The following is a 21416-nucleotide window of genomic DNA, read 5'->3' as shown; positions in this document are numbered from 1 at the left end:
GCTTTAAAATAAGTAATGAAAATAAACAAGCTCTCCCTACGTGTACGCATATTTTTAGCCATGATTTTATTGGTTATCGTGTCTTCATTACTAATTGCAACCGTATATATCTATCAGTATAACGAGGAAACTCAAGACTACCATAAGCAACGATTAGAGCGTAAAGAAAGCGCTATTATTAATAGCTTGAAATTTGTAATTCGCGAGACTTCGTACCCTGTAACAACCGAAAATATTCCTCTTATTTTTAAAACGAAAATTTTCGAGGTTGCCGATGTGCACAACCTGCAAATCAACTTATACAATTTTGAAGGCGAACTGCTTATTTCGTCTAAAGCCGACCTGGTGCCAGAGCGTTCCAGTCAGTGTATCGATACAGAGATTCTAAACCAACTTCTAAATACTGCCGAGCACCGTTTTGAGAAAAAGGAGGTTAAAGCACAAGAAAATTTCAGGTCGAGTTACCAGTATATTTACGATCAAAAATTTAAACCCTTAGCTATTATTAATCTGCCGTATTTGGAAAATGATGATTTCTTAGCCAAGGAACTTAATGAGTTTTTAACCCGGTTAAGTTATACCACTTTATTAATTCTTGCTATAGCGGTAATGTTTGCTTTTTTCTTGTCTAAGTACATCACCAAATCACTAAAAAAGATTAGTGATAAGATGCGAACTACCCGATTAGAAAAGCGAAATGAGAAAATAGACATCGCACATACGAGTGAGGAAATTTCAGAACTTATAAAATCGTATAATAATATGATCGATGAGTTGGAGGAAAGTGTTGTTATATTAGCAACAAACGAGAGGGAGCGCGCATGGCGAGAGATGGCAAAGCAGGTGGCGCATGAAATTAAAAATCCCTTAACCCCCATGCGTTTGAGTGTGCAGAATTTTCAAAGAAAATTCGATCCTAACGATCCTGAAATATTTACTAAGGTAAATGAATATACTGATACTTTAATTCAGCAAATAGATACGATGAGTTCTATTGCGAGTGCGTTTTCAAATTTCGCAAAAATGCCTGTGCAGCAAAACGAACAGCTAAATGTGGTAAAAATTGTACACTTAGCATTGGATATTTTTGTAGAAAGCGACATTGAATTTCATTCTGAAAAAGAAGAAATAATCGCTAAATTTGATCGCTCACAGCTTATTCGGATTGTAACTAATCTAATTAAAAACAGTATTCAAGCCGTTCCAGAAGGGCGCGAACCAAAAATTAACGTGAGTGTTTTAGACGACGCCAAAAGCGTCACTATTCAAGTAACCGATAATGGTATCGGGATTTCTGAAGAAAATAGAATCAGAGTTTTTGAACCTAAATTTACGACCAAATCCAGTGGTATGGGATTAGGTTTAGGAATGATTAAAAATATGTTAGAAGCCTATAACGGAAGCATTACCTTTGTAACACAGAAAAACATAGGAACCACCTTTACGGTAAGCTTTCCTAAGGAATAATTAGAAATTTAAAATTTATAGATATGGATTATCAAAACATACTTACCGCATTTAATAACGGTATAACAACAATTACAATTAACAGGCCAACTAAATTAAATGCGTTAAACAAGGCAACTATCGAAGAGCTGCATAAGGCATTCGACGCAGCAGATAAAGATGCCGATACCAAAGTTATTTTTATAACGGGTAGTGGAGAAAAGGCGTTTGTGGCTGGTGCTGATATAAGTGAGTTTGCTAATTTTGATGTGTCTAATGGCGGTCAGTTAGCAGCAAAAGGACAAGAATTATTGTTCGATTTTGTCGAGAATTTAAGTACGCCAGTAATTGCAGTAGTTAATGGTTTTGCATTGGGTGGCGGATTAGAATTAGCTATGGCTTCGCACTTTAGAATAGCGAGTACTAATGCTAAAATGGGACTGCCGGAAGTGTCCCTGGGTGTGATTCCTGGTTACGGTGGTACACAGCGTTTGCCTCAATTAGTAGGTAAAGGTCGTGCTATGGAAATGGTGATGACTGCGGGTATGATAGATGCCAATACAGCAAAAGATTACGGTTTAGTAAACCACGTGGTAGAACTTGAAGAACTCATGCCATTGGCCGAAAAAATAGCAGGGAAAATAATGCGTAACTCATCAGTAGCGATTAGTAAAGCAATTACTGCTGTAAATGCTAATTTTAAAGATGGTGTAAATGGTTATGAAACTGAAATTAAAGAGTTTGGAAACTGTTTTGGTACTGAAGATTTTAAAGAAGGAACAACAGCGTTTTTAGAAAAAAGAAAAGCTAATTTCCCAGGGAAATAGGAGCTTAATGTGGGTAATTAGGAAGTAGCTTTTATTACTAGGTCGCAATAAATACTAGCCTTATGGTAATAGGGTAATCCTAGGATGCGGTAGCTAGAAAATTCGCTTTCTAAGTCCTGTTCTTAGTTAAAGTACCTGATATATAATACAAAAAAAGACGACTGCTATAGTCGTCTTTTTTTTTGGTGTTATTGTGTTATTTTATACCATCCCATTCATCGTAAAATTGATCTAAAAAGAGCAGCATAAAATCGTGTCTTTTTTCGGCAATTTGTTTACCTGTTTTGGTGTTCATTCTATCTTTTAAAAGTAACAACTTTTCATAGAAGTGATTAATTGTTGGTGCTTTCGAGTTTTTATAGTCTTCTTTAGACATGTTAAGCTGAGGTTTAATTGCGGGATTAAATAGCGGTCTATTTTTAAATCCGCCGTAATTAAAACAACGCGCAATTCCAATAGCCCCAATGGCATCTAATCTGTCCGCATCCTGCACCACGTCCAATTCTAAAGACTTAAACTGCTGTGAGGTATTGCCGCCTTTAAAACTAATATTTTCAATTATTTTTATAACGTGCTCAATTATATGGGAATCCACATTTTGTGCAAACAAAAACTCACGGGCTACTTTAGGACCTACGGTTTCATCACCATTGTGAAATTTGCTGTCCGCTATATCATGTAATAGCGCACCAAGGGCAACAACAAGTGAGTCTACAGCTTCGTTTTTAGCAATAAGTAGAGCGTTTTTGTAAACCCGTTCAATATGAAACCAATCGTGGCCTCCTTCGGCGTCTTTAAGCTCTTGCTTAACGAATGCAATGGTGTTGTTAATTAAAAGATCTTGGGACATGGTTATAATTTAGCAGGTTCTACCCATTTAAATTGGTATGAGTTTTCAGGTATTTTAATACGGTCTGCTAAACGTAACATGCGTCCTGGGAGTTTCATTAAATAGTCTCTTGCTTTTTCAGCTTCATCATTAAGATCGGTAATCTTATCAATTTCCCAACGTTTAATCAGTTTTTCTAAGATTTCTACGTAATCTAAAGAGGTGTATACCCCAATGCGTTGCGCTGTATTCGAAAACTCTTCGAAAGCTGTACTAACTTTTCCTCCAGACTCTCTTAAAAAATGTGCTGGCATTGTAATCTTTTGCTTCATCATGTATTGAAAAGCAAGCATCATTTGGCTAGGGTCTACAGCAAAAATACGCTCTACAAATTCGCTGTATGCGTGGTGATGTCTCATTTCGTCTCCAGAAATAATCTTACACATTTTAGACAGCTGTTTGTTGCCTTTTTCTTTTGCTAATTTCGCGACGCGGTTATGAGAGACATACGTTGCTAGCTCTTGAAAACTAGTATAGATAAAGTTTTTATACGGATCTCTATCGGTACCAATATCAAAACCATCGGCAATAAGATGCTGTGTTGTTTTTTCTATTTCGCGCATGTTAACACGTCCAGAGAGGTAGAGGTATTTGTTTAATACATCGCCATGTCTGTTTTCTTCGGCCGTCCAATGTCTAACCCATTTAGACCAACCGTTGCGTTCTACTTGATCGACGCCTTCTACTTCCATTAACCATGACTCGTAGGTGGGTAGAGCTTCTTCGGTAATCATATCTCCAACAAGAACAACCCAAAAGTCGTAAGGTAATTCTTTAGAGAGTTCTCTAATTTCTTTAACCTCTTCAAAAAAAGTGTCACTTTCAGAGTTAGGTAGGAAATCTGAGGGTTGCCAAATGGTGTCGATTGGAATTAAGTATTTTTGGATTAATGCATCAACATCTTTTTCCAAAAATTGCATCACTTCTAATCTTACGTTTTTTAATGACATAACATATCGTGTTTAATTAATTATGTGTTCTTTTATAACAGATTCTACCTGTTCTAAAAGATCGTGTATTTCAAATTCGCTAGCTTTTAGCGGCTTGTGTACTTCAAATGTAATATGAGCTCCTATGCCCATAGGGAAATTCCCATAACGCATAGTTTTCCATGAATTGTTAATACTAATAGGAACAATTATCGCGCTTGGTACGTATTTAATTAAGGTTTCTAAGCCTTTAGTTCGAAAAGGTTTAGGCGTTCCGTTTTTACTTCGTGTGCCTTCAGGGAATATAACCGCAGCTCTATTAGTCTCTTCAATATAAGTTGCAAAACGCCTGATTTCTAAAATGGCTTGCCTTGGGTTTTTTCTGTCTATTAGGGCCGAACCACCATGTCGTAAATTGTAAGAAACTGAAGGGATGCCTTTTCCAAGTTCCTTTTTGCTAACAAATTTAACGTGGTGTTTTCTTAAATGCCACATGATAGGAGAAATGTCGTACATGCTTTGATGATTCGACACGATTATTATGGGTAAATCGGTTGGGAGTTCGTAGTCGTTTTTAAATAAAAAGGTGGTGCCTAAAATATTTAGACATCGCATGAGTAAAAACTGTAAAATATCTACCGATTTTTTGTGTGCTTGGTAGCCAAAAACGTTAAGACACACCCACTGTATCGGATGAAATACCACTAAGGTCAATCCGAAAAAAAGGTAGTAAATCACGGTTAAAGGATAGGCTAATAACTTTTGCATCACTTGAATATTGTTTTTATTAAACAAAGTAACTATAAAAACAACAGTAAGCATAAAAAAACCACGACTAAATCGTGGTTTTTTTTTGTTAAAATATAAGCTGTTAATTTAAAATTAACTTAGCATTTCTCGTTGTAAGCATCAATAAGATTTGCTGCAATTATTTCTGCTGGGCGACCTTCAATATGGTGACGCTCTAACATGTGTACTAATTCACCGTCTTTAAACAAAGCGATACATGGCGAACTTGGAGGAAAAGGAATCATATGTTCTCTTGCCTTATCCGTTGCTTCTTTATCTACTCCTGCGAAAACAGTGACTAATTGATCTGGACGTTTGTCATTTTGTAAACTCATACTAGCACCTGGTCTAGCATTTGCAGCTGCACAACCACAAACCGAGTTAACAACCACTAAAGTTGTTCCTTGTTTTGCTAGAGCAGCATCAACATCGTTTGCTGTGTGTAATTCTTGAAAACCAACCTTAGTTAAGTCCTCGCGCATTGGTTTTACTAATTCTGCTGGATACATATCTTTTAAATTTTATCTATTAATATTCTATAAGTACAAAGTTAATCAAAAACTATGCAAAAAAAGATATTCCCTGCTCAGATAACAGTTATGGTGTCATAAGGTCAGCCTATCGCTTTATAAAGGCCTTTTTAGAAATAAAAATGAAGTTACAGTACCAAAAATGCGTGGGTTTTTGAGTCCGCCAATAAAAATAAGCCTGTATTCAAGTGATTTTGCCTTGGTGGTATGGGGGATTTATTTGTGAATCTACTGAGTTGTCAAACTGTGGTTAGAGCCAGTAGTTTAGTGGTAAAAAGAGTAAACCAATTGAGTGTTAATTGATTAATGTTTATTTTAATTGTCTATAATCTTTTAAAAAGGGATTATTTATTAATTTTTTACTGTAACTTAGGGTAACACGAAATAGTAACAATTACCAAATTGATTTGTATGCCTAGGATTTTTAAGCCCATAGTATTTTTTATTACAAAATAGAGTACAGGTCCTAAGTGTAAGTCAATACCTAGCGGCTTTGCCAAGATAGTATTGTAAACTAAAAATATGACGAACACACCAATATATGCTGTTAAAACGGATAGGATGGATATTACGGTAGACCTAGGGAGCAGTGTTGTGTTTATTCAGCAAAAGTGGAAATATAATTGGAAAACTTCTCCAAAAGTGACTGCATGGAGTTATGTGGAAAAAAAAGAATTTCATAATAAAGCAGATAAGCTTTTATGGAGCGGCTGGAGTAATCGCTATACCCTAAAAGTATCAGGGAGTTCTAATATAGCTAAAAAATATAACCGGAAGGAACTACAAGTGAATTTTGATATAAAATGGGTGCTTAACTCAGAACATTGGACAGTTCAGGTTAAAAAAATAGAAACGGGAAAGTTTAATACGAGCTCGGTAAATTGGACTTCTAGGCTAATCAATTTAGATACCGAAGACCTAAAAGTTGTAACGCGAACTAAGAATAAAAAGGCGTATAAGCAGTATCCTATTTCTCACGAATTTGGCCACGCCATTGGTAACACCTCGCATATAAAAGGAATGCATAGTGACGAGTATAAGACTACAAGTAGTTTTAATATTGATTTACAAAGTAGAATGAATATTGGCGATACATTAAGACGGCGACATATTGATTATATAATTACAGAACTAAATAAGATGATTCCTAATACTGTTTTTAGTATACATCAGCTTTTATAAAACAATAATAATTATGAAATGTAATTTTAAATATGTTTTAATTTTCTTTTTAGCATTCGGTTGTAAACCTAATACTGAGGGTGCGTTAAATGTTTTAGACCCTGCCGAAAAAACAATGAATCAACCACTTCAAACCAAGAAAATGAATGTAAAGGGATTAACACTAAAAGAGGCTGTTACTAAATATGGTAAGCCAGATTACGCTACCGAATTTAAATTAGAGGGCGTTAATTTAAACGAATTTAGAATAGAACTCAGGAATTTTTTTGATGCTAATCAGATAGCATCAGAAATTGAAATTAAAGAAATAACCTGGGAAAACAAATCAGATTCTTTGCTAACAGCATGGTATAAAGAATTAGATAAAGAATGGGTTTATATTCATTCCTTAGAATATCACAAAAACGATGAATTTTAAAACCTAAAACTATGGCGCTTCAGAGTGAAACAACTATTTATATTGACGGTACAGAAATTTCTTCCTATAAACACCTGGAGTTGCAGCAGTCTATAGACAATCACCATTGTTTAGAGCTCATATGCCGAATGGATGTGTTAGACGATATTTCTGGAGCCTTAGGAGAATCCAGTAAAAACTTTTTAGGACAAACAATTACAGTGCAAACAACGGCAGTAGATACTCTTAGCGGGTATCAGAATCTAGAGTTTAAAGGGATTGTAACCCAGGTAAAAACAATAAAAGGTCACGAGGCCAGTTCTGGAGATAAAATTGTTATAAAAGCACAAAGTCCAACTTACCTTGCAGACGATGGTCCGCACTACGCCTCCTATAACGACGTTACTCTATCCGATATTATAACACAGACTTTTAAGGATTATGACGCGTCTAAATTAGAGGTGTTAATTCAGCCTAATAACAAGTCTACCCTGCATTACTCGGTACAACACAACGAGAGCGCTTATAATTATGCAAGCCGTTTGGCAGCGCAATATGGTGAGTGGTTTTATTACAATGGGGCCCAGCTTATTTTCGGACATCCAGAAACTAATGAAATAGAGCTTAGCTATGGTTTTGATCTTAAAGAATACCATTTGGATTTAATCCCGCAGTCTCATAATTACAAATATTATGCAAACGATTACCTATTAAACGAAACCCATGAAAAAGATGCTGCCGACATAAGTTCTAGTGTTAATGGTTACAGTGGTTTTGTGTCTAATAAATCTCAAACTATTTATAATAAGCAAAGCCAAGTATGGCATAGTTTATACAACGATTCAACGGCTAAAAAACGTTTGGATAACAGTATAGAGTTGCAAAAAAAGGCGGTCGAAATACGACAGGTTATTTTTAGTGGTGTAAGTGATAATCCCGGAGTTAAATTAGGGAATGTTGTCGTTGTAGATGGAGCGCGTTACCGGGTAACCAGTATTATCCATAGCAATAGTGAGAATGGTGATTATGAAAATAATTTTGAGGCAGTTACGGCGGATTTTGATGCTTATCCAAACACTAATATTAATGCTTTTCCTAGGAGTGAAAGTCAAACAGCAGTGGTCATGGAAAATGCCGACCCCGAGGGCTTAGGTAGGATTCGCGTGCAATTCCCTTGGCAAAAAATAATGGGTGAAATGACGCCGTGGATTCGTATAGTAACCCCTCATGCTGGTAGTGAAAAAGGCTTCCATTTTATACCAGAAATTAACGAAGAAGTCTTAATTGGTTTTGAAGGCGGTAATGCAGAGCATCCTTATATGTTAGGGAGTTTGTATAATGGATCTGGTAAAGCAGGCGCTTTTAAAAGTGATGCAAATGCTATAAAGGCTATAAGAACTAGGAGCGGACATACTATTGCGTTAAATGATACTGATGGCGAAGAGAAGATAGAGATTTATGATAATGATGGAAGCATTATAATCTTCGATACTCAGAAAAAGTCATTAACTATCAATGCTTCTGAAACTATAAATATTGGTGCTAAAAATATCCATTTGGTTGCTGAAAAAAATATCACATTAAAAGCTAAAGGTAATATTGAAACAGCTTCTGAAGTTGATACCAACATTTTGTCTACAGGCAACACGGTTATACAATCTTCTAGAGATATAGAGGTTAATAGTGATGGCGCTGTGGCTATCGAAGCGACTTCTGATGCAGAATTGAAAGGTCAACGGGTATCAGTTGAAGGGAAAACGGAAGCTAAACTTAAAGGTGTACAAACCAGTGTAGAAGGACAAATCACAGCGGTACAAGGCGCTTCTGGGAAAATAGATGTCATGTAGTTAGTATGATATATAAAAATAGAACATTTAAAATAGTAAGGCGAGTCTTTTATTTAAGTTGCTTTTATATCTGTATGTCATGTGATTTTTCATCAAATATAAGCACTACAGGCACTATAAAAGAACAAGACGGCTACATTTGCTAAATAAGAATACCGTTTTGAAATAGACCGCTGTGAGTTTAAATACAATGGAAAATCTTTTTTTATAGGATTCTTATGATAAAATAATAGAAATTTTTGGAGAACTCGATAAGGAACCTGTTTTAACTTTAGATCAATTATCTTCAAGCATTAGATATAAAGAAATGGGTATTACATTTTGGCTAATCGAACCAGGGAAAAAAATAGATGGAATAAATTTAGATTTTTCTCATCCTACCAAAGGTTTATTAGTGCCATATAAAATAATTAAATTCAGAAAAGCCCCTTATTCTTTAGATTCAGATTTAAATGAATTTATAAAATTTTGCGATTTGCGACATGGAGATAATTTAATTCATGATTTATCTTTTTTTTATATCAAAGATGAAAAAAAATGTAAAATCTTAATAAAAACATTAATTGGGTCTAGACCTAGTTATTATACTACAGATCTTGGAGGGCATATCACTACGAGAGGTTCATTTAATTCAAAATCGACAGGTTCTATAGAAGTACTTGATGTATCCCTTTTAAACAATTAAATTATGGCAGGAAAACCAATAGGAACCATCGGGAGTATACATGTATGCCCAATGGGCTAAGGTGCTTCATAACGTAACCACGGCTTCAAGAAGAGTTGAGGTAACCCCAAAAAACTAAAAAGTACCTTACCAGTATTAAAACATAGAATGATTACTAGTTTATCTTTTAATTTCGAAGCTCTTAAACGAGATAAAACAAGCGAAGTCTTACCGAGGTTGACTATAATTACTATATTTGGCGTTCAACTTTTAAGATTAAAAAATGAGTGGATTTAAGTGGATAGGTGCAACCATAGGCTGGGCTTTAGGAGGCCCAATTGGAGCTATAATAGGCTTGGCATTAGGGAGTGCTGGTGATGCGTTTTCTTCAGGAAAATTAGGATCGTTTTTAAATGAAGGAGAGTCTACAGGACGAAGAACAAGATACGGAACGGGAGGATATAACCAACAACAGCGTCCGCAAACGCACTCGGGGGATTTTGAAGTGAGCTTGCTTATTTTAGCTTCAGTAGTGATTAAAGCCGATGGCGTAACCGATCCTAAGGAACTAGAGTATGTGCGTTCACAATTTGTAAGTATGTATGGAAAAGAGCGTGCTAATAAAGCGTTTAGATTGTTTAAGGAAATTAATAAACAAACTATAAACACCAGACAAGTTTCTTTGCAAATCCAACGTATGATGGATCACCCATCGCGTTTACAGTTATTACACTTTTTATTTAATATCGCCAAGTCCGATGGCATGGTTGTGGACGAGGAAGAGCGTCAAATTGCAAGTATTGCTGGGTATTTAAATATTAATTCTAGAGATTATAATAGTATTAAAGCCATGTTTTATAACAGTAGCGATAATGCCTATAAAATTCTGGAAATTACCAAAGCGGCTTCCAATGATGAGGTAAAACGCGCCTATAGAAAAATGGTGAAAAAATACCATCCGGATAAGGTGGAGCATTTGGGAGAGGAGCATAAAAAAGGTGCTGAAACTAAATTTAAAGAGGTGCAAAAAGCATACGAATACATTCAAAAAGAACGCGGAATGTAACTGTTTTTATGTCTTATAAAGTAAGCTCTTACCTATTATAAAGACCTTATTTTAAATCCTGTTTGGGCCATTAAAATTAATTATTTTAAATTTAGTGGGAGACCTTTTCATAAAATGACCATTAATAAGTAAAATACTTTTATGAGCGATCAAAAAATAGTTCAGCTTTTTAAAAATGGTCAGCGTAGCAAAGCGTTTAAAGAGTTGTATAAACTCTATCCTCGGATTGAAAAATTAATCCTATCCAAAGGTGGGACCAAGGCCGATGCTAGCGATGTGTTTCAGGAATCTCTAATTATTCTCAATCGAAATCTTGAAAAATCAGATTTTAAATTAACATCTTCATTTTATACGTACCTCTATTCAGTCTCTAGATTTGTGTGGAAGGACAGTCAGAAACAATTTTCAAAACAAGAGCTTCATGATTTTAATACAGATCAAGTGTCTGTGTTTCATAGTGTTTTAGAAGAACAGAAATACCTTTTTGCGGAAAACGCTTTTCGGAAATTAGGAGAACGGTGTCAAGACTTACTACAACGGTTTTACCTTCAAAAAATGTCGTTTAAAGACATTGCCGAGGTGATGCAATTTAAAAGTGAAAAAATCGCAAAAAACCAGAAGTATAAGTGCTTAAAAAAAGCAAAAGACATTTACAGAACTACTTTTAATACCGTTCAATCTTAATTTATAACTCTTATGGAAAATCATACAGATCTAATAGACGCCTATATTAATAACTCATTGTCAGAATCTGAGCGCTTAGCTTTTGAAAACAAACTAAAACGCGATCCTGAATTCTACCAACAGTATCAAGAGCAACTAATACTATTAGAAGGCATAAAAAGAGTAGGTCTAAAAACTGAAATTAATTCAGCAAAAAAAAGTTATTTACTCAGAAAATGGTTGAGGTATTTTGGTGTTTCACTTGGACTTTTACTCAGTGTGTTAGCCTTGTTTTATGTTGTATATAAAACCGCCATCCCAACACAGATACCTGATAATAGTAAGATGCAATCTTTAGAAAAGGAACACCTTTCGACTCGCGATTCTGTTCTAAAAAAATATACTGTGGTGGTTAAAAAAGATACGGCCATTCGCAATCAAGAAAAAACCAAGCTTTTTAAGGTGCCTTATTATGAGGAACGGCTTGTTATAACCTATTCTGCTAAACTAACATTAAGAGAATTTAAACAGAAATATCCTGCTTATAAACAAGTGGAGCCTAGAAATGACTCCATCATTATACATGAGCCGATTTTAAATAATTCAATAGAGATAGAGTCGTATCCAACGGTTACTACGGCTCGAAATCGAGTTGAGAATAAAGATAGCCTAACCGTTAAAAATGATGTAGAGGCTAATAATGTCCAAAAGCATTCTAGTGAAAATGGTTTAAAAGCGTTCTATAAGGTCGTTAAAAAACTGCCGGAAACTATAGAATTCAATACCGAAAAGGACTTTTCAATTACCCTTAAAGAAGGAACCTCTTTAAACATCCCAGCAAAATCGTTTATAGGGGCGAAAACCGGCCGATTAGCACGGGGAGTGGTGAGCTTAGAAGTGACAGAGTTTTATAAACTGTCGGATATGCTTTTGGCTAATTTGTCGACAACCTCTAATGGGGAGCTTTTAGAAACGGGAGGTATGCTATATATTGATGCTAACAAAAAGGGGGAGCAACTTACTTTAAAGCCGGGAAAAACTATGGAAGTGGTGTTTAATAAATCGGGGAAGAAAAACATGCAGTTGTTTTCCGGAACGATGCATACTACCGGAATAAACTGGAATCTACAAAATACAGAAGGGGATTCCGTAAATAGAACTATTGTGAACTCTCAAATGGAAATAATAGAAGAACATGTAGTTGTAGACTTTAGAGTTATGGATGAGCCACCTCGTTTTTCTGGATGTGAAAATCAACCTATAAAGGAGAGTCGCGATTGTACAATTAGAGCTATCGAAGCGCAGTTTCAAAGGGAGTATAATCTTTCTGTTGCCGACGGTCTAGGGCTAACAGGGAAACAAAAGATGAGATGTTTTTTTAAAATTGATAGTCAAGGGCGTATTGGAGAACTATCGGTAAGGGCTTCCAATAGAGTATTGGGCTTAGAGGCCATTCGAGTCTTAGAAGCACTGCCTAAATTTATTCCTGGAAAACAACGCGGAAAACTAGTAAGTACGCATCTCTATTTGCCTCTTGAAATTGTTTTTCCGGGTAAAACGGTGCCTGCAGACAGTAGCGTGGTGGTTAAAAGTGATAGTAAATTTGTCGCAACCCTAGAAGCCCGTATAGATTCCATGGCAGTTGTTAAAGGGGCGCTTTCAGAAGTCAGCCATCGCGATATAGAGCGTTATGCCTTTGCAACGTCAACCTTGGGCTGGTTAAACAGTGATAAATTTGTTAGCTCTAAAAAACCTCGGGTGAAATTTAAATTTAAATTAAATGATGCTGAAGGGACGCAAATGAAAATGGTTTTTAAAAGTATGAGTTCTATTTTATCAGGGAAAAAGCAAGGAGAAATATTTGATTTTGGACAGGTTCCAGAAGATGAGGCTATTATATTAATTGCAATTAAAAAGACTAAGGATAAGCTTTACCTGGCGATAAAGGAAACCAAAACACGTGCTAATCCGAATGTGAATTTAGAGTTTGTCGAGTTTAGTATGCACGAGTTAAAAGAGGCTTTGAAAGCGTTAGATGCGGACTTCCATTAAAGTAAAAAATTAAATGGTGATTTTCGTTTTAAGGTGTTGAATAAAAAAATAATAGGTGGTGAACGTGAATTCGCTAACCTCTAAACAAAAAGAAATCATCCTTCATATCTTCAATTTGAGCATCCTCGTTGGTTATAATATAATCGATAGCCTGGGTGGTAAAGGCATCTCCTTTATCGGTTAAAGAAACAATGTTATTATCGATGATTATCATATTGTTTTGCTGGGCTAAATCTAATACGGTTTTGGCACGAACTTTTTGCCAATTAATATGTTCGCATAAATGGTTTACGTGGCGCTCACTCTTTTCAGAATGGTTTTTTAAGTGCAATAAAAAGGTGATTAAAGAGACTTCTGTGCGTTGTTGTTTTTCTCTGTAAATTACAGCAATAACACCTTTGCTAGGAGCAAATAGGTAAGCCATTAAGAATATAAATCCTAACATTGTCGTAATGGAGCCTGCAATAGAGGCGTCGAGAATATGAGCCATCCAATAGCCTGAAATGGCACTAAGCACACCAAAAAAGACAGCTAATAGTAACATCTTTTTTAAATCGGTGGTAAGCAGGTATGCTGTTGCTGCCGGTGCAATCATTAAAGCAACGACCAATATAGCACCTACGGCATCGAATGCTCCTACCGTGGTTATCGAGGCCACCGACATCAATCCGTAATGAATAATCACTGGAGAAAAGCCTAGTGATGCCGATAATCCCGCATCAAAAGTGCTTACTTTTAGCTCTTTGAAAAATGCGAATAGCAATCCCAAGGTCACCGTTAGTATGCTTCCAATTACCCATAGGGATTTTGGCCCCACATCGGTTCCAGAAATAATAAGTCGGTCGAAAGGTGCAAAAGCCAATTCACCGAGTAAAACGGCATCGACATCCAAATGAACATCGTTGGCATTTTTTGCAATTAATATCACTCCAATACTAAACAGTGCGGGAAATACTAAGCCTATTGCCGTGTCTTCCTTGACCAAGCCCGTTTGTTGAATCTGCTCCACCAAAACAACTGTAATTAATCCGCTAAGCGCAGCAAGTAAAATGAGTAAGGGTGAGTTAAGATCTTGAGTAATAAAAAATCCTATAACTAGTCCCGGTAGTATGGCGTGACTAATCGCGTCGCTAATCATTGCCATTTTTCTAAGTACCAAAAATGTTCCTGGAATAGCACAGGCGATAGCTACCAAGCTAGCGATAAGTTGTATTTCTATCTGTGCGCTATTCATTGTTTTGTTGATTGTATAAGTTAGAAGCGGTTTTGAATCCCTCTTCAGTTAAGCTCCACATGTTTCCATCGAGTTCTACATAATTTTTTTTGACTAACTTTTGAAGTGTTCCTCGGGTAAAACCTTGAAAGTTGTTCAGTATTTTAATGGTGTGAGGGTGAGAAATCGTATCGTGAGTTTTAGCAATATGATACATAAAAGCTAGGGTTTTGTGCTGTTCTAAATCGCGTCTGTTTTTTATAAATCTGATGTGTCTAAAAAGTAACCCGCGACTTGGAGAAAAAATAAAGGAAAATAGTACAAAAACTGAAGCGACGAGCACGATAACTGGTCCTGTAGATAAGTTATTCTGACTCGCACTAATTGCGGTGCCAAAAACGCCTGAGAACGCACTAAAAAAAGCAGCTAAAATAACCATAGTCCCTAAGCTGTTCGTCCATTGCCTTGCAGCAGCAGCCGGTGCTAAAAGCATAGCGCTCATTAAAACAACCCCTACGGTTTGTAAGCCTAAAACTATGGCTAACACAATAAAGGAAGTGATTAAAATATCGATTATTCGGGTGTTAAAACCTAGGGTTTTCGTGTAGTCGGGGTCAAAGAGAAGCATTTTAAACTCTTTCCAAAACAGTAAGATCACAACTAAACACAGGCCAGTTACTATAGCCATTAGCCAAACATCGCTTTCCACTAATGTTGCAGCTTGACCAAACAAATACTTATCTAGACCTGCCTGATTGGCGTTGGGTTGCTTTTGAATAAAAGTAAGTAATAACATACCGAAACCAAAAAACAGGGATAAGATAAGACCTAAGGCGGTATCCGATTTTAAATGTGTTTTTGTAGTAATCCCTTTAATCCAAAAAGTGCCTATGAGTCCGCTAACCAAAGCGCCAATTAATAAGGTGTTACTGTCTTTAGCACCCGTAATTAAGAAGGCAATGGCAATTCCTGGTAATGCGGCATGAGATATGGCATCGCCTAAAAGGCTTTGTTTTCTAAGGACTGCAAAACTTCCGAGCATACCACAAACAGCGCCTAAAATAGCGGTTCCTAAAGTTATGGTTCTTAGTGTGTAATCTGAAAACACTAAAGAAAAGTACTCGTTTAAATTCATCGTGCTTTACTAGTTGTTATTAAATGCCGTTTAAAATAGCTTATTCTTGAATACTAACTTTGTAGTTAATTCCGTAGGTTTTTGTTAGGTTATCATCATTAAAAATATCTTTTACGGGGCCGGTAGCTATTTTCTTTACGTTTAAAAAAGTAACCCAATCAAAATACTCCGGAACCGTTTGTAAATCGTGATGTACTACAATTACGGTTTTTCCTGCTTTTCGCAACTCTTTTAAAATGTTAATAATAGCAATCTCTGTGGTGGCATCTACGCCTTGAAAAGGTTCATCCATAAAATAAATGGAAGCATTTTGTACCAAAGCGCGGGCTAAAAAAATGCGCTGCTGTTGTCCGCCAGAAAGCTGACTTATTTGTCGGTTTTTAAAGGCAAGCATGCCTACTTTTTCTAAGGCTTCTAAAGCGGCTTTTTTCTCTTTTTGTCGCGGACGCTTTATCCAACCTAAGCTACCGTAAGTACCCATCATCACCACATCTAAAGCGGTGGTAGGGAAGTCCCAGTCTACACTTCCTTTTTGTGGTACATAAGCGACTAATGCGCGTTGTTTTTTATAGGGCTTACCGTAAATAGTAACACTGCCGGCAATGGGAGGTAAGATTCCAAGAATCGCTTTTATAAGTGTCGATTTTCCAGCGCCGTTTGGTCCCACTATGGCCATTAAAACACCTTCCGGAATTTCTAAATCGATATCCCATAATACCGGTTTGTAGTTATACGCAACCGTTAAATCGTCGACTTTTACTGCAATATTTTGTGCCATTATTAAAGTGCGTTTTACGGGTTATTTTAAAGCGTTGACTATGGTGTTTACATTGTATTCAAACATACCTATATAAGTGCCTTCCATGCTGCCCTTGTTTCCTAATGCATCAGAATATAGGGTGCCTCCAATTGTAATGGCGTGCCCTTTAGAATTTACGGCTGCTTGTAAAGCTTCAATGGTTCGCTTGGGTACCGAACTTTCAATAAAAACAGCTTTAACTTCTTTTTCAATTATAAATGCCGATAGTTTTTGAACATCTTGAACACCAGCCTCGGTAGCTGTAGACAGCCCTTGAAGCCCCACAACATCAAAATCGTAATTTTTTCCAAAGTAATTAAAAGCATCATGTGCCGTAACTAAAATGCGTTTTTCTCTAGGCAAGGTAGCAATGGTAGTTTTAATTTTAGTTTCTAATTGGTCTAATTGCTCTAGGTATTTTGTTTCGTTAGCTTTGTAACTCTCGGCATTTTTCGGATCTTTTTCTGATAGGATGCTAGTCACTTTTTGAGCAAATAATTTGAAATAAGCGATATTAAACCAAACGTGAGGATCATAATTTGAAGCAAAATAATCCGAGCCTATAAGCGTGCTTTTATCAAGCGCATCAGAAAGAGCTATTGGTGTTTTATGGGCGCTTTCCATTTTCTCGAAAACCTCTACTAGTTTCCCCTCTAAATGCAATCCGTTATAAAAAATTATATCGGCATGAACTAGTTTGTTGACATCCCCTTCACTGGCTTTATACAAATGCGGGTCGACACCACTTCCCATTAAACCTTCAACATTAATATGGTCACCGCCTATGTTTTGCACTAGGTCGGTAATCATGGTGGTGGTGGTAACAATATTCAATTTTCCGTTATCCGGTTTGTTGGTGCAACCAAAGACCATGATAATGGAGAGTATAATTATATTTTTTTTCATTCGTCTAAATTATTATTGCGAAGGTACTAAATATTGAAAGATATTTCTATACGTCTTAGCGTGTTTACATTACAGGTTGGATATTACTTTTAAAAACTGTCTCGTATTTAAATACTGAAAATAGCGTGCTCTGGCTTTAAAGTTTTCATCTAAAAAAACCATTGCGGGTACAGAGAATGGTTTATTCTTTTGCTGTGCCATTAATAAAGGGATTTGATGAATGGGATTTCTACGATTAGTACGTTCGTTTATAAATAGGCGATTGCCAAAATAAATAGAGTCTGTGGTTTCCACATTCATTTTAACCGCATAATAATTTTTATTAAGTTCTTGAATTACCGCTTTATTAGTAAATACTTCCTTTTGCATTAATAAACAAGGACTGCACCAGTCGGCATAAAAGGCGATAAATACTTTTTTAGGTTCTTCTAGAAGTGCTGCGTTAAGCTGCTCAAAACTCAACCAATTAACGGCCTCTTCCTGTTGTGAAAACGCAAAATTTGTAAATGCTAATAGTGAAATACACATCGTAAATGGTCTTGTATATTTCATGCTACAGTGATTTAATTTTTAATCCAGCAAAAACAGATCGTGGTGCTCCGGGACCATAGATATAATTACTGTCTCGGTTTTTTCCAAAATCAAAATCGTTTTGATAACTATTAGTGATGTTTTTTATACCGCCAAAGAGTTCTAAACTCGTGTTTATTTTATTTAGGTTAAAGGTGTAGCTAGAGCGTAAACTCAGCTCGATGAAAGCAGGTGTTTTAAAATAGGTGTTTGACTCCTGACCTGTAGATTCCCCGGCAAAATGTGCGATATCCATGGGGCCTGTGTACACTAAATTGGCACTCGTGTTAAACGTTTTAGTTGGGGTGTAAGAAAAAGTCGCGTAGCCATAATGGTTAGGAGTTCTTAAAAACTCTTTCTTAGCTTCTAAACCTTCAATAGTTTCTACAGCATCGCTAAAGGCGCTAGATTGTACTGTAAACCCCGCCTCGATTTCAAAAAGATAATCCATATTCGCACGTCCTTCTAAAGTGATACCTTTTACGGTTGCACCGCTACCATTCCTTTTTTCAAAACGGTCGCCAAAGGTATCCGTCCCAATTGGAGCTAGATAGAAGGCGTCGTGGAGACGTGTGTAAAAGCCTTCAAGGGTAAATCCGGCGATAAAGTGAGTGGTTGCTTTGTCATAATTTACTGAAGCGGTATAACTATTTGAACGTTCTTCGGTTAAGTTTTTGTCTAAACTAATTCTTGAAATTCCTCCGCCGGCGAAAGCAATATGTAAATCCGTATCAAAGGCTTGTGGTGCACGAAACCCTGTTCCCCAGCCGATACGAAATTGCGTCGTTTCTTGTAATTTGTAAAGTAGAGAGACTCGCGGACTAAATACAGTGTGGTCTACTAGATTGTGCTTGTCAAGTCTGAAGCCAGATAAAACATTTAGGTTTTTGGTAACATTCCAATCATTTTGTAAAAATAGCCCTGTGTTTCTAGTGGTTTGGTCTATTAAATAATTATAAGTTGCAATCTCGTCGTAAACACCATCATAAACAAATTCAAGACCTCCTGTTAACACAGTACTCCCTCCTAGAAATTCGTTGAACCGATGATTGTACTGTGTGCCTCCTTGATGTGTTAATACCTCTGAAATTCCATAGGGTGGGTTGGCAAAAAAGGCTTGCTTATCATTCGCTTCATCAGGAATAATCCCCGTGTAATGATCACGGTCGGTTTTTTGTCCGCCATAATAGACTATTAAAGCGCTTTTGTCATTGTTAAAATTAATTTGATAGTCTAAACTAGCCATTAAAATGTGGTGGTCGCGTTCTTCTGATTGTTGGGCCAAAAACGCAGGTTGGTCTACTATTTCTCCGCCATAACGGTATTCGTAAAGGCTGCTCAGACTTAGTTCCAATTTTGAATTTGCTGTAGGTAAATAAAAACCATTCATACCAAAAGAATTCCCCTTTAACTCTGGTAATTCAGAAAAATTATCTCCGTTAGCATCATAGGCTGTGCGATTTCTATGGCTTACAAAAAAGTTTACTCCTGCATTAAAATCATCATTTACAACGGTAGCATTCCCAGTAATAACATTTTGGGTGGCTTTAGCGTTTATACTTTCGTAGTTGTAGTTTACACTGTAGTTATTAGATTTGGGTATTTTGGTGATAATGTTAATGGTGCCGCCAATAGCACTCGAGCCGTATAACGCAGAAACCCCGCCGCGGACTACCTCTATGCGCTCAATCATATTCACGGGGATTTGCTCTAAGCCGTAAAGACCTGTTAACGGACTAAATATTGGACGCCCGTTGATTAAAATTTGCGAATAGCCACCTTGTAGTCCATTCATTCTAATTTGGGTGTAATTACATGTTTGGCAATCGGTTTCAACGCGCAAGCCCGGTTGGAAACGAAGCCCTTGAGACAAATCGGTTGCTGTAACTTGCTCAAGCGTTTTACTATTAATTAAATTTACAATGACTGGGGAGTTGGTTTTGCGTTTTGGGGTACGCGTTCCTGTTACAACCACTTCGTCCAATTCATTATCTTCTAATAAATCAAAGCTGATGTCAATAGATTTATCAGTGATTTTAATTTGTTTTTTCTCCGTCTTATAGCCTAAAAAGGATGCTGTTAAGGTATAGGTGCCAGGGAGTATTCCGTGTAAACTAAACTCACCTTTGTGGTTTGTGGTACTCCCTTTATTGCTGTCTTCTAAAAATACGTTCGCATACTCTAAGGGACGCGCGTTAGAAGAAATACTACCGGTAATAGAATAGCGGTCTTGCGCACCTAATGTAAATGAAGTACATACTAGTAGTAAGTAAAAAATTAGTTTCATGGTAAAATTATTTTGTGTAAAGGTAAAATATTATTTAGACTAGTCTAAAATTAAATAAAGATTTATATATGTGTATATTTGTAATACAGACCTGATATATGATTACACTTACAGAAGAAAACTACATTAAAGCTATTTATCACTTAGGTAAATATGGTAAGGAGATGGTAAATACCAATGCTATTGCTGAAGCGTTAGATACGAAAGCATCTTCGGTGACGGATATGGTTAAGAAATTATCTGAGAAAGGCTATCTCAACTATAAAAAGTACCAAGGTGTAATTTTAACCGAAAAAGGTAAAGATGTAGCAGTAAATATTGTGAGAAAACATCGCTTGTGGGAGGTGTTTTTAGTGGAGAAACTAAATTTTACCTGGGATGAGGTTCATGAAGTTGCCGAGCATTTAGAGCATATCCGATCCGAAAAATTGATAAATGAGTTAGAAGCCTTTTTAGAATTCCCGATGTATGATCCTCATGGTGATCCTATCCCGGACAGACATGGAAATTTTAAAAATATTGATAAAGTCGCATTGGCTCAATCTGAAGTTGGAAAAGTCTATACCTGTGTAGGGGTAAAGGATACCTCGTCTAAATTTTTAAAGTATCTAGACAGTAATAACATTGGGTTAGGCACTATTATTGAAGTGTTATATAAAGAACCTTTTGATAATTCGGTAAAAATTAAGTTGAATGCTGCTGAAATGGTGGTGTCACAAAATGTTGCTAAGAATTTATTTTTAAAAGAGGTTTAAAAACATACCGCTTATGAAACCACTATATTTAATTGTCGCACTTTTATTTTCTATAGGTAGTTTTGCTCAGGACTCTAGTAATACCTCTGTGAAAGCGCCAAAAATAATTACGAAATTACCCATTCATAAAACGGCATTCGTTAATGATGTTGAGTTCACTTTTCTTAAGCTTGTGTCCGATTCGCGCTGTCCCAAAGGTGTAAATTGTATTTGGGCGGGAGAAGTTGAGCTTTTGGTTAAGGTGAAACACGGGGACCGTGAAGCCGAAGAGAAACTGATAACTATAGGTTTTAAAAGACAACCTACAGGGGATGAAACCTCTATTATTTTTAAAAATGATGCCTTTACTATTAAAGCGCTAACCGTATCGCCCTATCCGGAACATGGAGTTGCAATAGAGCCGTCGGCTTATAAATTACATTTTGACGTTATAAAACTATAGATATTTAGGGAAGTGAAACACATTTTTC

Annotated in this window: 21 protein-coding genes; 11 read left to right on the top strand and 10 right to left on the bottom strand. The window is 36.4% G+C overall.

What is annotated here, in order from left to right; genetic code table 11:
- Window positions 1-15 precede the first annotated feature (15 nt).
- Entirely contained in the window at window positions 16-1467 is a 1452-nt protein-coding gene (locus tag BLV64_RS01700) for a sensor histidine kinase (protein ID WP_092131585.1), read from the top strand.
- A gap of 23 nt (window positions 1468-1490) precedes the next feature.
- Complete coding sequence (locus BLV64_RS01695; protein WP_092131583.1) at window positions 1491-2273, top strand: enoyl-CoA hydratase/isomerase family protein; 783 nt, start codon at window positions 1491-1493, stop codon at window positions 2271-2273.
- A 196-nt stretch (window positions 2274-2469) separates the two neighbouring features.
- Here BLV64_RS01695 and BLV64_RS01690 read toward each other — a convergent pair whose 3' ends face one another.
- From BLV64_RS01690 to BLV64_RS01675, 4 genes are all read right to left on the bottom strand, one after another.
- Entirely contained in the window at window positions 2470-3123 is a 654-nt protein-coding gene (locus BLV64_RS01690) for an HD domain-containing protein (protein ID WP_092131580.1), read from the bottom strand.
- Between the two features lie 2 nt (window positions 3124-3125).
- Window positions 3126-4112, bottom strand: coding sequence for an acyl-ACP desaturase (locus BLV64_RS01685; RefSeq protein ID WP_092131578.1), 987 nt, complete (start codon window positions 4110-4112; stop codon window positions 3126-3128).
- A gap of 12 nt (window positions 4113-4124) precedes the next feature.
- The gene (locus BLV64_RS01680; RefSeq protein WP_092131979.1) at window positions 4125-4859 is read right to left on the bottom strand and encodes a lysophospholipid acyltransferase family protein; all 735 of its coding nucleotides are present in this window, start codon (window positions 4857-4859) and stop codon (window positions 4125-4127) included.
- Window positions 4860-4978: 119 nt separating this feature from the next.
- A complete protein-coding gene (locus BLV64_RS01675) occupies window positions 4979-5389 on the bottom strand; it encodes a BrxA/BrxB family bacilliredoxin (protein WP_092131576.1) in 411 nt (136 codons plus the stop codon).
- Between the two features lie 543 nt (window positions 5390-5932).
- Here BLV64_RS01675 and BLV64_RS01670 point away from each other — a divergent pair.
- From BLV64_RS01670 to BLV64_RS01640, 7 genes are all read left to right on the top strand, one after another.
- A complete protein-coding gene (locus tag BLV64_RS01670; RefSeq protein WP_092131573.1) occupies window positions 5933-6592 on the top strand; it encodes a hypothetical protein in 660 nt (219 codons plus the stop codon).
- A 13-nt stretch (window positions 6593-6605) separates the two neighbouring features.
- On the top strand, window positions 6606-7010 hold the full coding sequence (locus tag BLV64_RS01665; protein ID WP_092131570.1) for a hypothetical protein: 405 nt from the start codon (window positions 6606-6608) through the stop codon (window positions 7008-7010).
- A gap of 11 nt (window positions 7011-7021) precedes the next feature.
- Window positions 7022-8836, top strand: a complete 1815-nt coding sequence (locus BLV64_RS01660) for a type VI secretion system Vgr family protein (protein WP_092131567.1) — start codon at window positions 7022-7024, stop codon at window positions 8834-8836.
- A 307-nt stretch (window positions 8837-9143) separates the two neighbouring features.
- A complete protein-coding gene (locus BLV64_RS01655) occupies window positions 9144-9521 on the top strand; it encodes a hypothetical protein (RefSeq protein ID WP_092131564.1) in 378 nt (125 codons plus the stop codon).
- Window positions 9522-9783: 262 nt separating this feature from the next.
- Window positions 9784-10566: a TerB family tellurite resistance protein gene (locus BLV64_RS01650; RefSeq protein ID WP_092131561.1), complete on the top strand. Its 783-nt coding sequence runs from the start codon at window positions 9784-9786 to the stop codon at window positions 10564-10566.
- Between the two features lie 141 nt (window positions 10567-10707).
- A complete protein-coding gene (locus BLV64_RS01645; protein ID WP_092131558.1) occupies window positions 10708-11250 on the top strand; it encodes an RNA polymerase sigma factor in 543 nt (180 codons plus the stop codon).
- A 12-nt stretch (window positions 11251-11262) separates the two neighbouring features.
- The gene (locus BLV64_RS01640) at window positions 11263-13281 is read left to right on the top strand and encodes an energy transducer TonB (protein WP_092131556.1); all 2019 of its coding nucleotides are present in this window, start codon (window positions 11263-11265) and stop codon (window positions 13279-13281) included.
- A 73-nt stretch (window positions 13282-13354) separates the two neighbouring features.
- Here BLV64_RS01640 and BLV64_RS01635 read toward each other — a convergent pair whose 3' ends face one another.
- From BLV64_RS01635 to BLV64_RS01610, 6 genes are all read right to left on the bottom strand, one after another.
- Window positions 13355-14515, bottom strand: a complete 1161-nt coding sequence (locus BLV64_RS01635; RefSeq protein ID WP_092131553.1) for a metal ABC transporter permease — start codon at window positions 14513-14515, stop codon at window positions 13355-13357.
- On the bottom strand, window positions 14508-15629 hold the full coding sequence (locus BLV64_RS01630; RefSeq protein WP_092131550.1) for a metal ABC transporter permease: 1122 nt from the start codon (window positions 15627-15629) through the stop codon (window positions 14508-14510). The genes BLV64_RS01635 and BLV64_RS01630 overlap by 8 nt, the downstream gene beginning before the upstream one ends.
- 40 nt (window positions 15630-15669) lie before the next feature.
- A complete protein-coding gene (locus BLV64_RS01625) occupies window positions 15670-16407 on the bottom strand; it encodes a metal ABC transporter ATP-binding protein (protein ID WP_092131547.1) in 738 nt (245 codons plus the stop codon).
- 21 nt (window positions 16408-16428) lie between these two features.
- Window positions 16429-17334 carry a metal ABC transporter solute-binding protein, Zn/Mn family gene (locus tag BLV64_RS01620; protein ID WP_092131545.1) on the bottom strand — a complete coding sequence of 302 codons (906 nt, stop codon included), beginning with the start codon at window positions 17332-17334 and terminating at the stop codon, window positions 16429-16431.
- A gap of 69 nt (window positions 17335-17403) precedes the next feature.
- Complete coding sequence (locus BLV64_RS01615) at window positions 17404-17886, bottom strand: thioredoxin family protein (protein WP_245705847.1); 483 nt, start codon at window positions 17884-17886, stop codon at window positions 17404-17406.
- 1 nt (window position 17887) lies between these two features.
- The gene (locus BLV64_RS01610) at window positions 17888-20191 is read right to left on the bottom strand and encodes a TonB-dependent receptor (RefSeq protein WP_092131542.1); all 2304 of its coding nucleotides are present in this window, start codon (window positions 20189-20191) and stop codon (window positions 17888-17890) included.
- A 101-nt stretch (window positions 20192-20292) separates the two neighbouring features.
- On the opposite strand from BLV64_RS01610, the gene BLV64_RS01605 reads away from it, so the two are divergent.
- Both BLV64_RS01605 and BLV64_RS01600 read left to right on the top strand, forming a co-directional pair.
- A complete protein-coding gene (locus BLV64_RS01605; protein ID WP_092131974.1) occupies window positions 20293-20946 on the top strand; it encodes a metal-dependent transcriptional regulator in 654 nt (217 codons plus the stop codon).
- Window positions 20947-20959: 13 nt separating this feature from the next.
- Entirely contained in the window at window positions 20960-21388 is a 429-nt protein-coding gene (locus tag BLV64_RS01600; protein ID WP_092131540.1) for a hypothetical protein, read from the top strand.
- The last annotated feature ends 28 nt before the right edge of the window (window positions 21389-21416 follow it).

The organism is Bizionia paragorgiae (genome assembly GCF_900107625.1).
Lineage (GTDB): Bacteria > Bacteroidota > Bacteroidia > Flavobacteriales > Flavobacteriaceae > Bizionia > Bizionia paragorgiae.
Note: the sequence above shows the minus strand (reverse complement) of the source record. Positions and strands in the feature narration are given on the sequence as shown.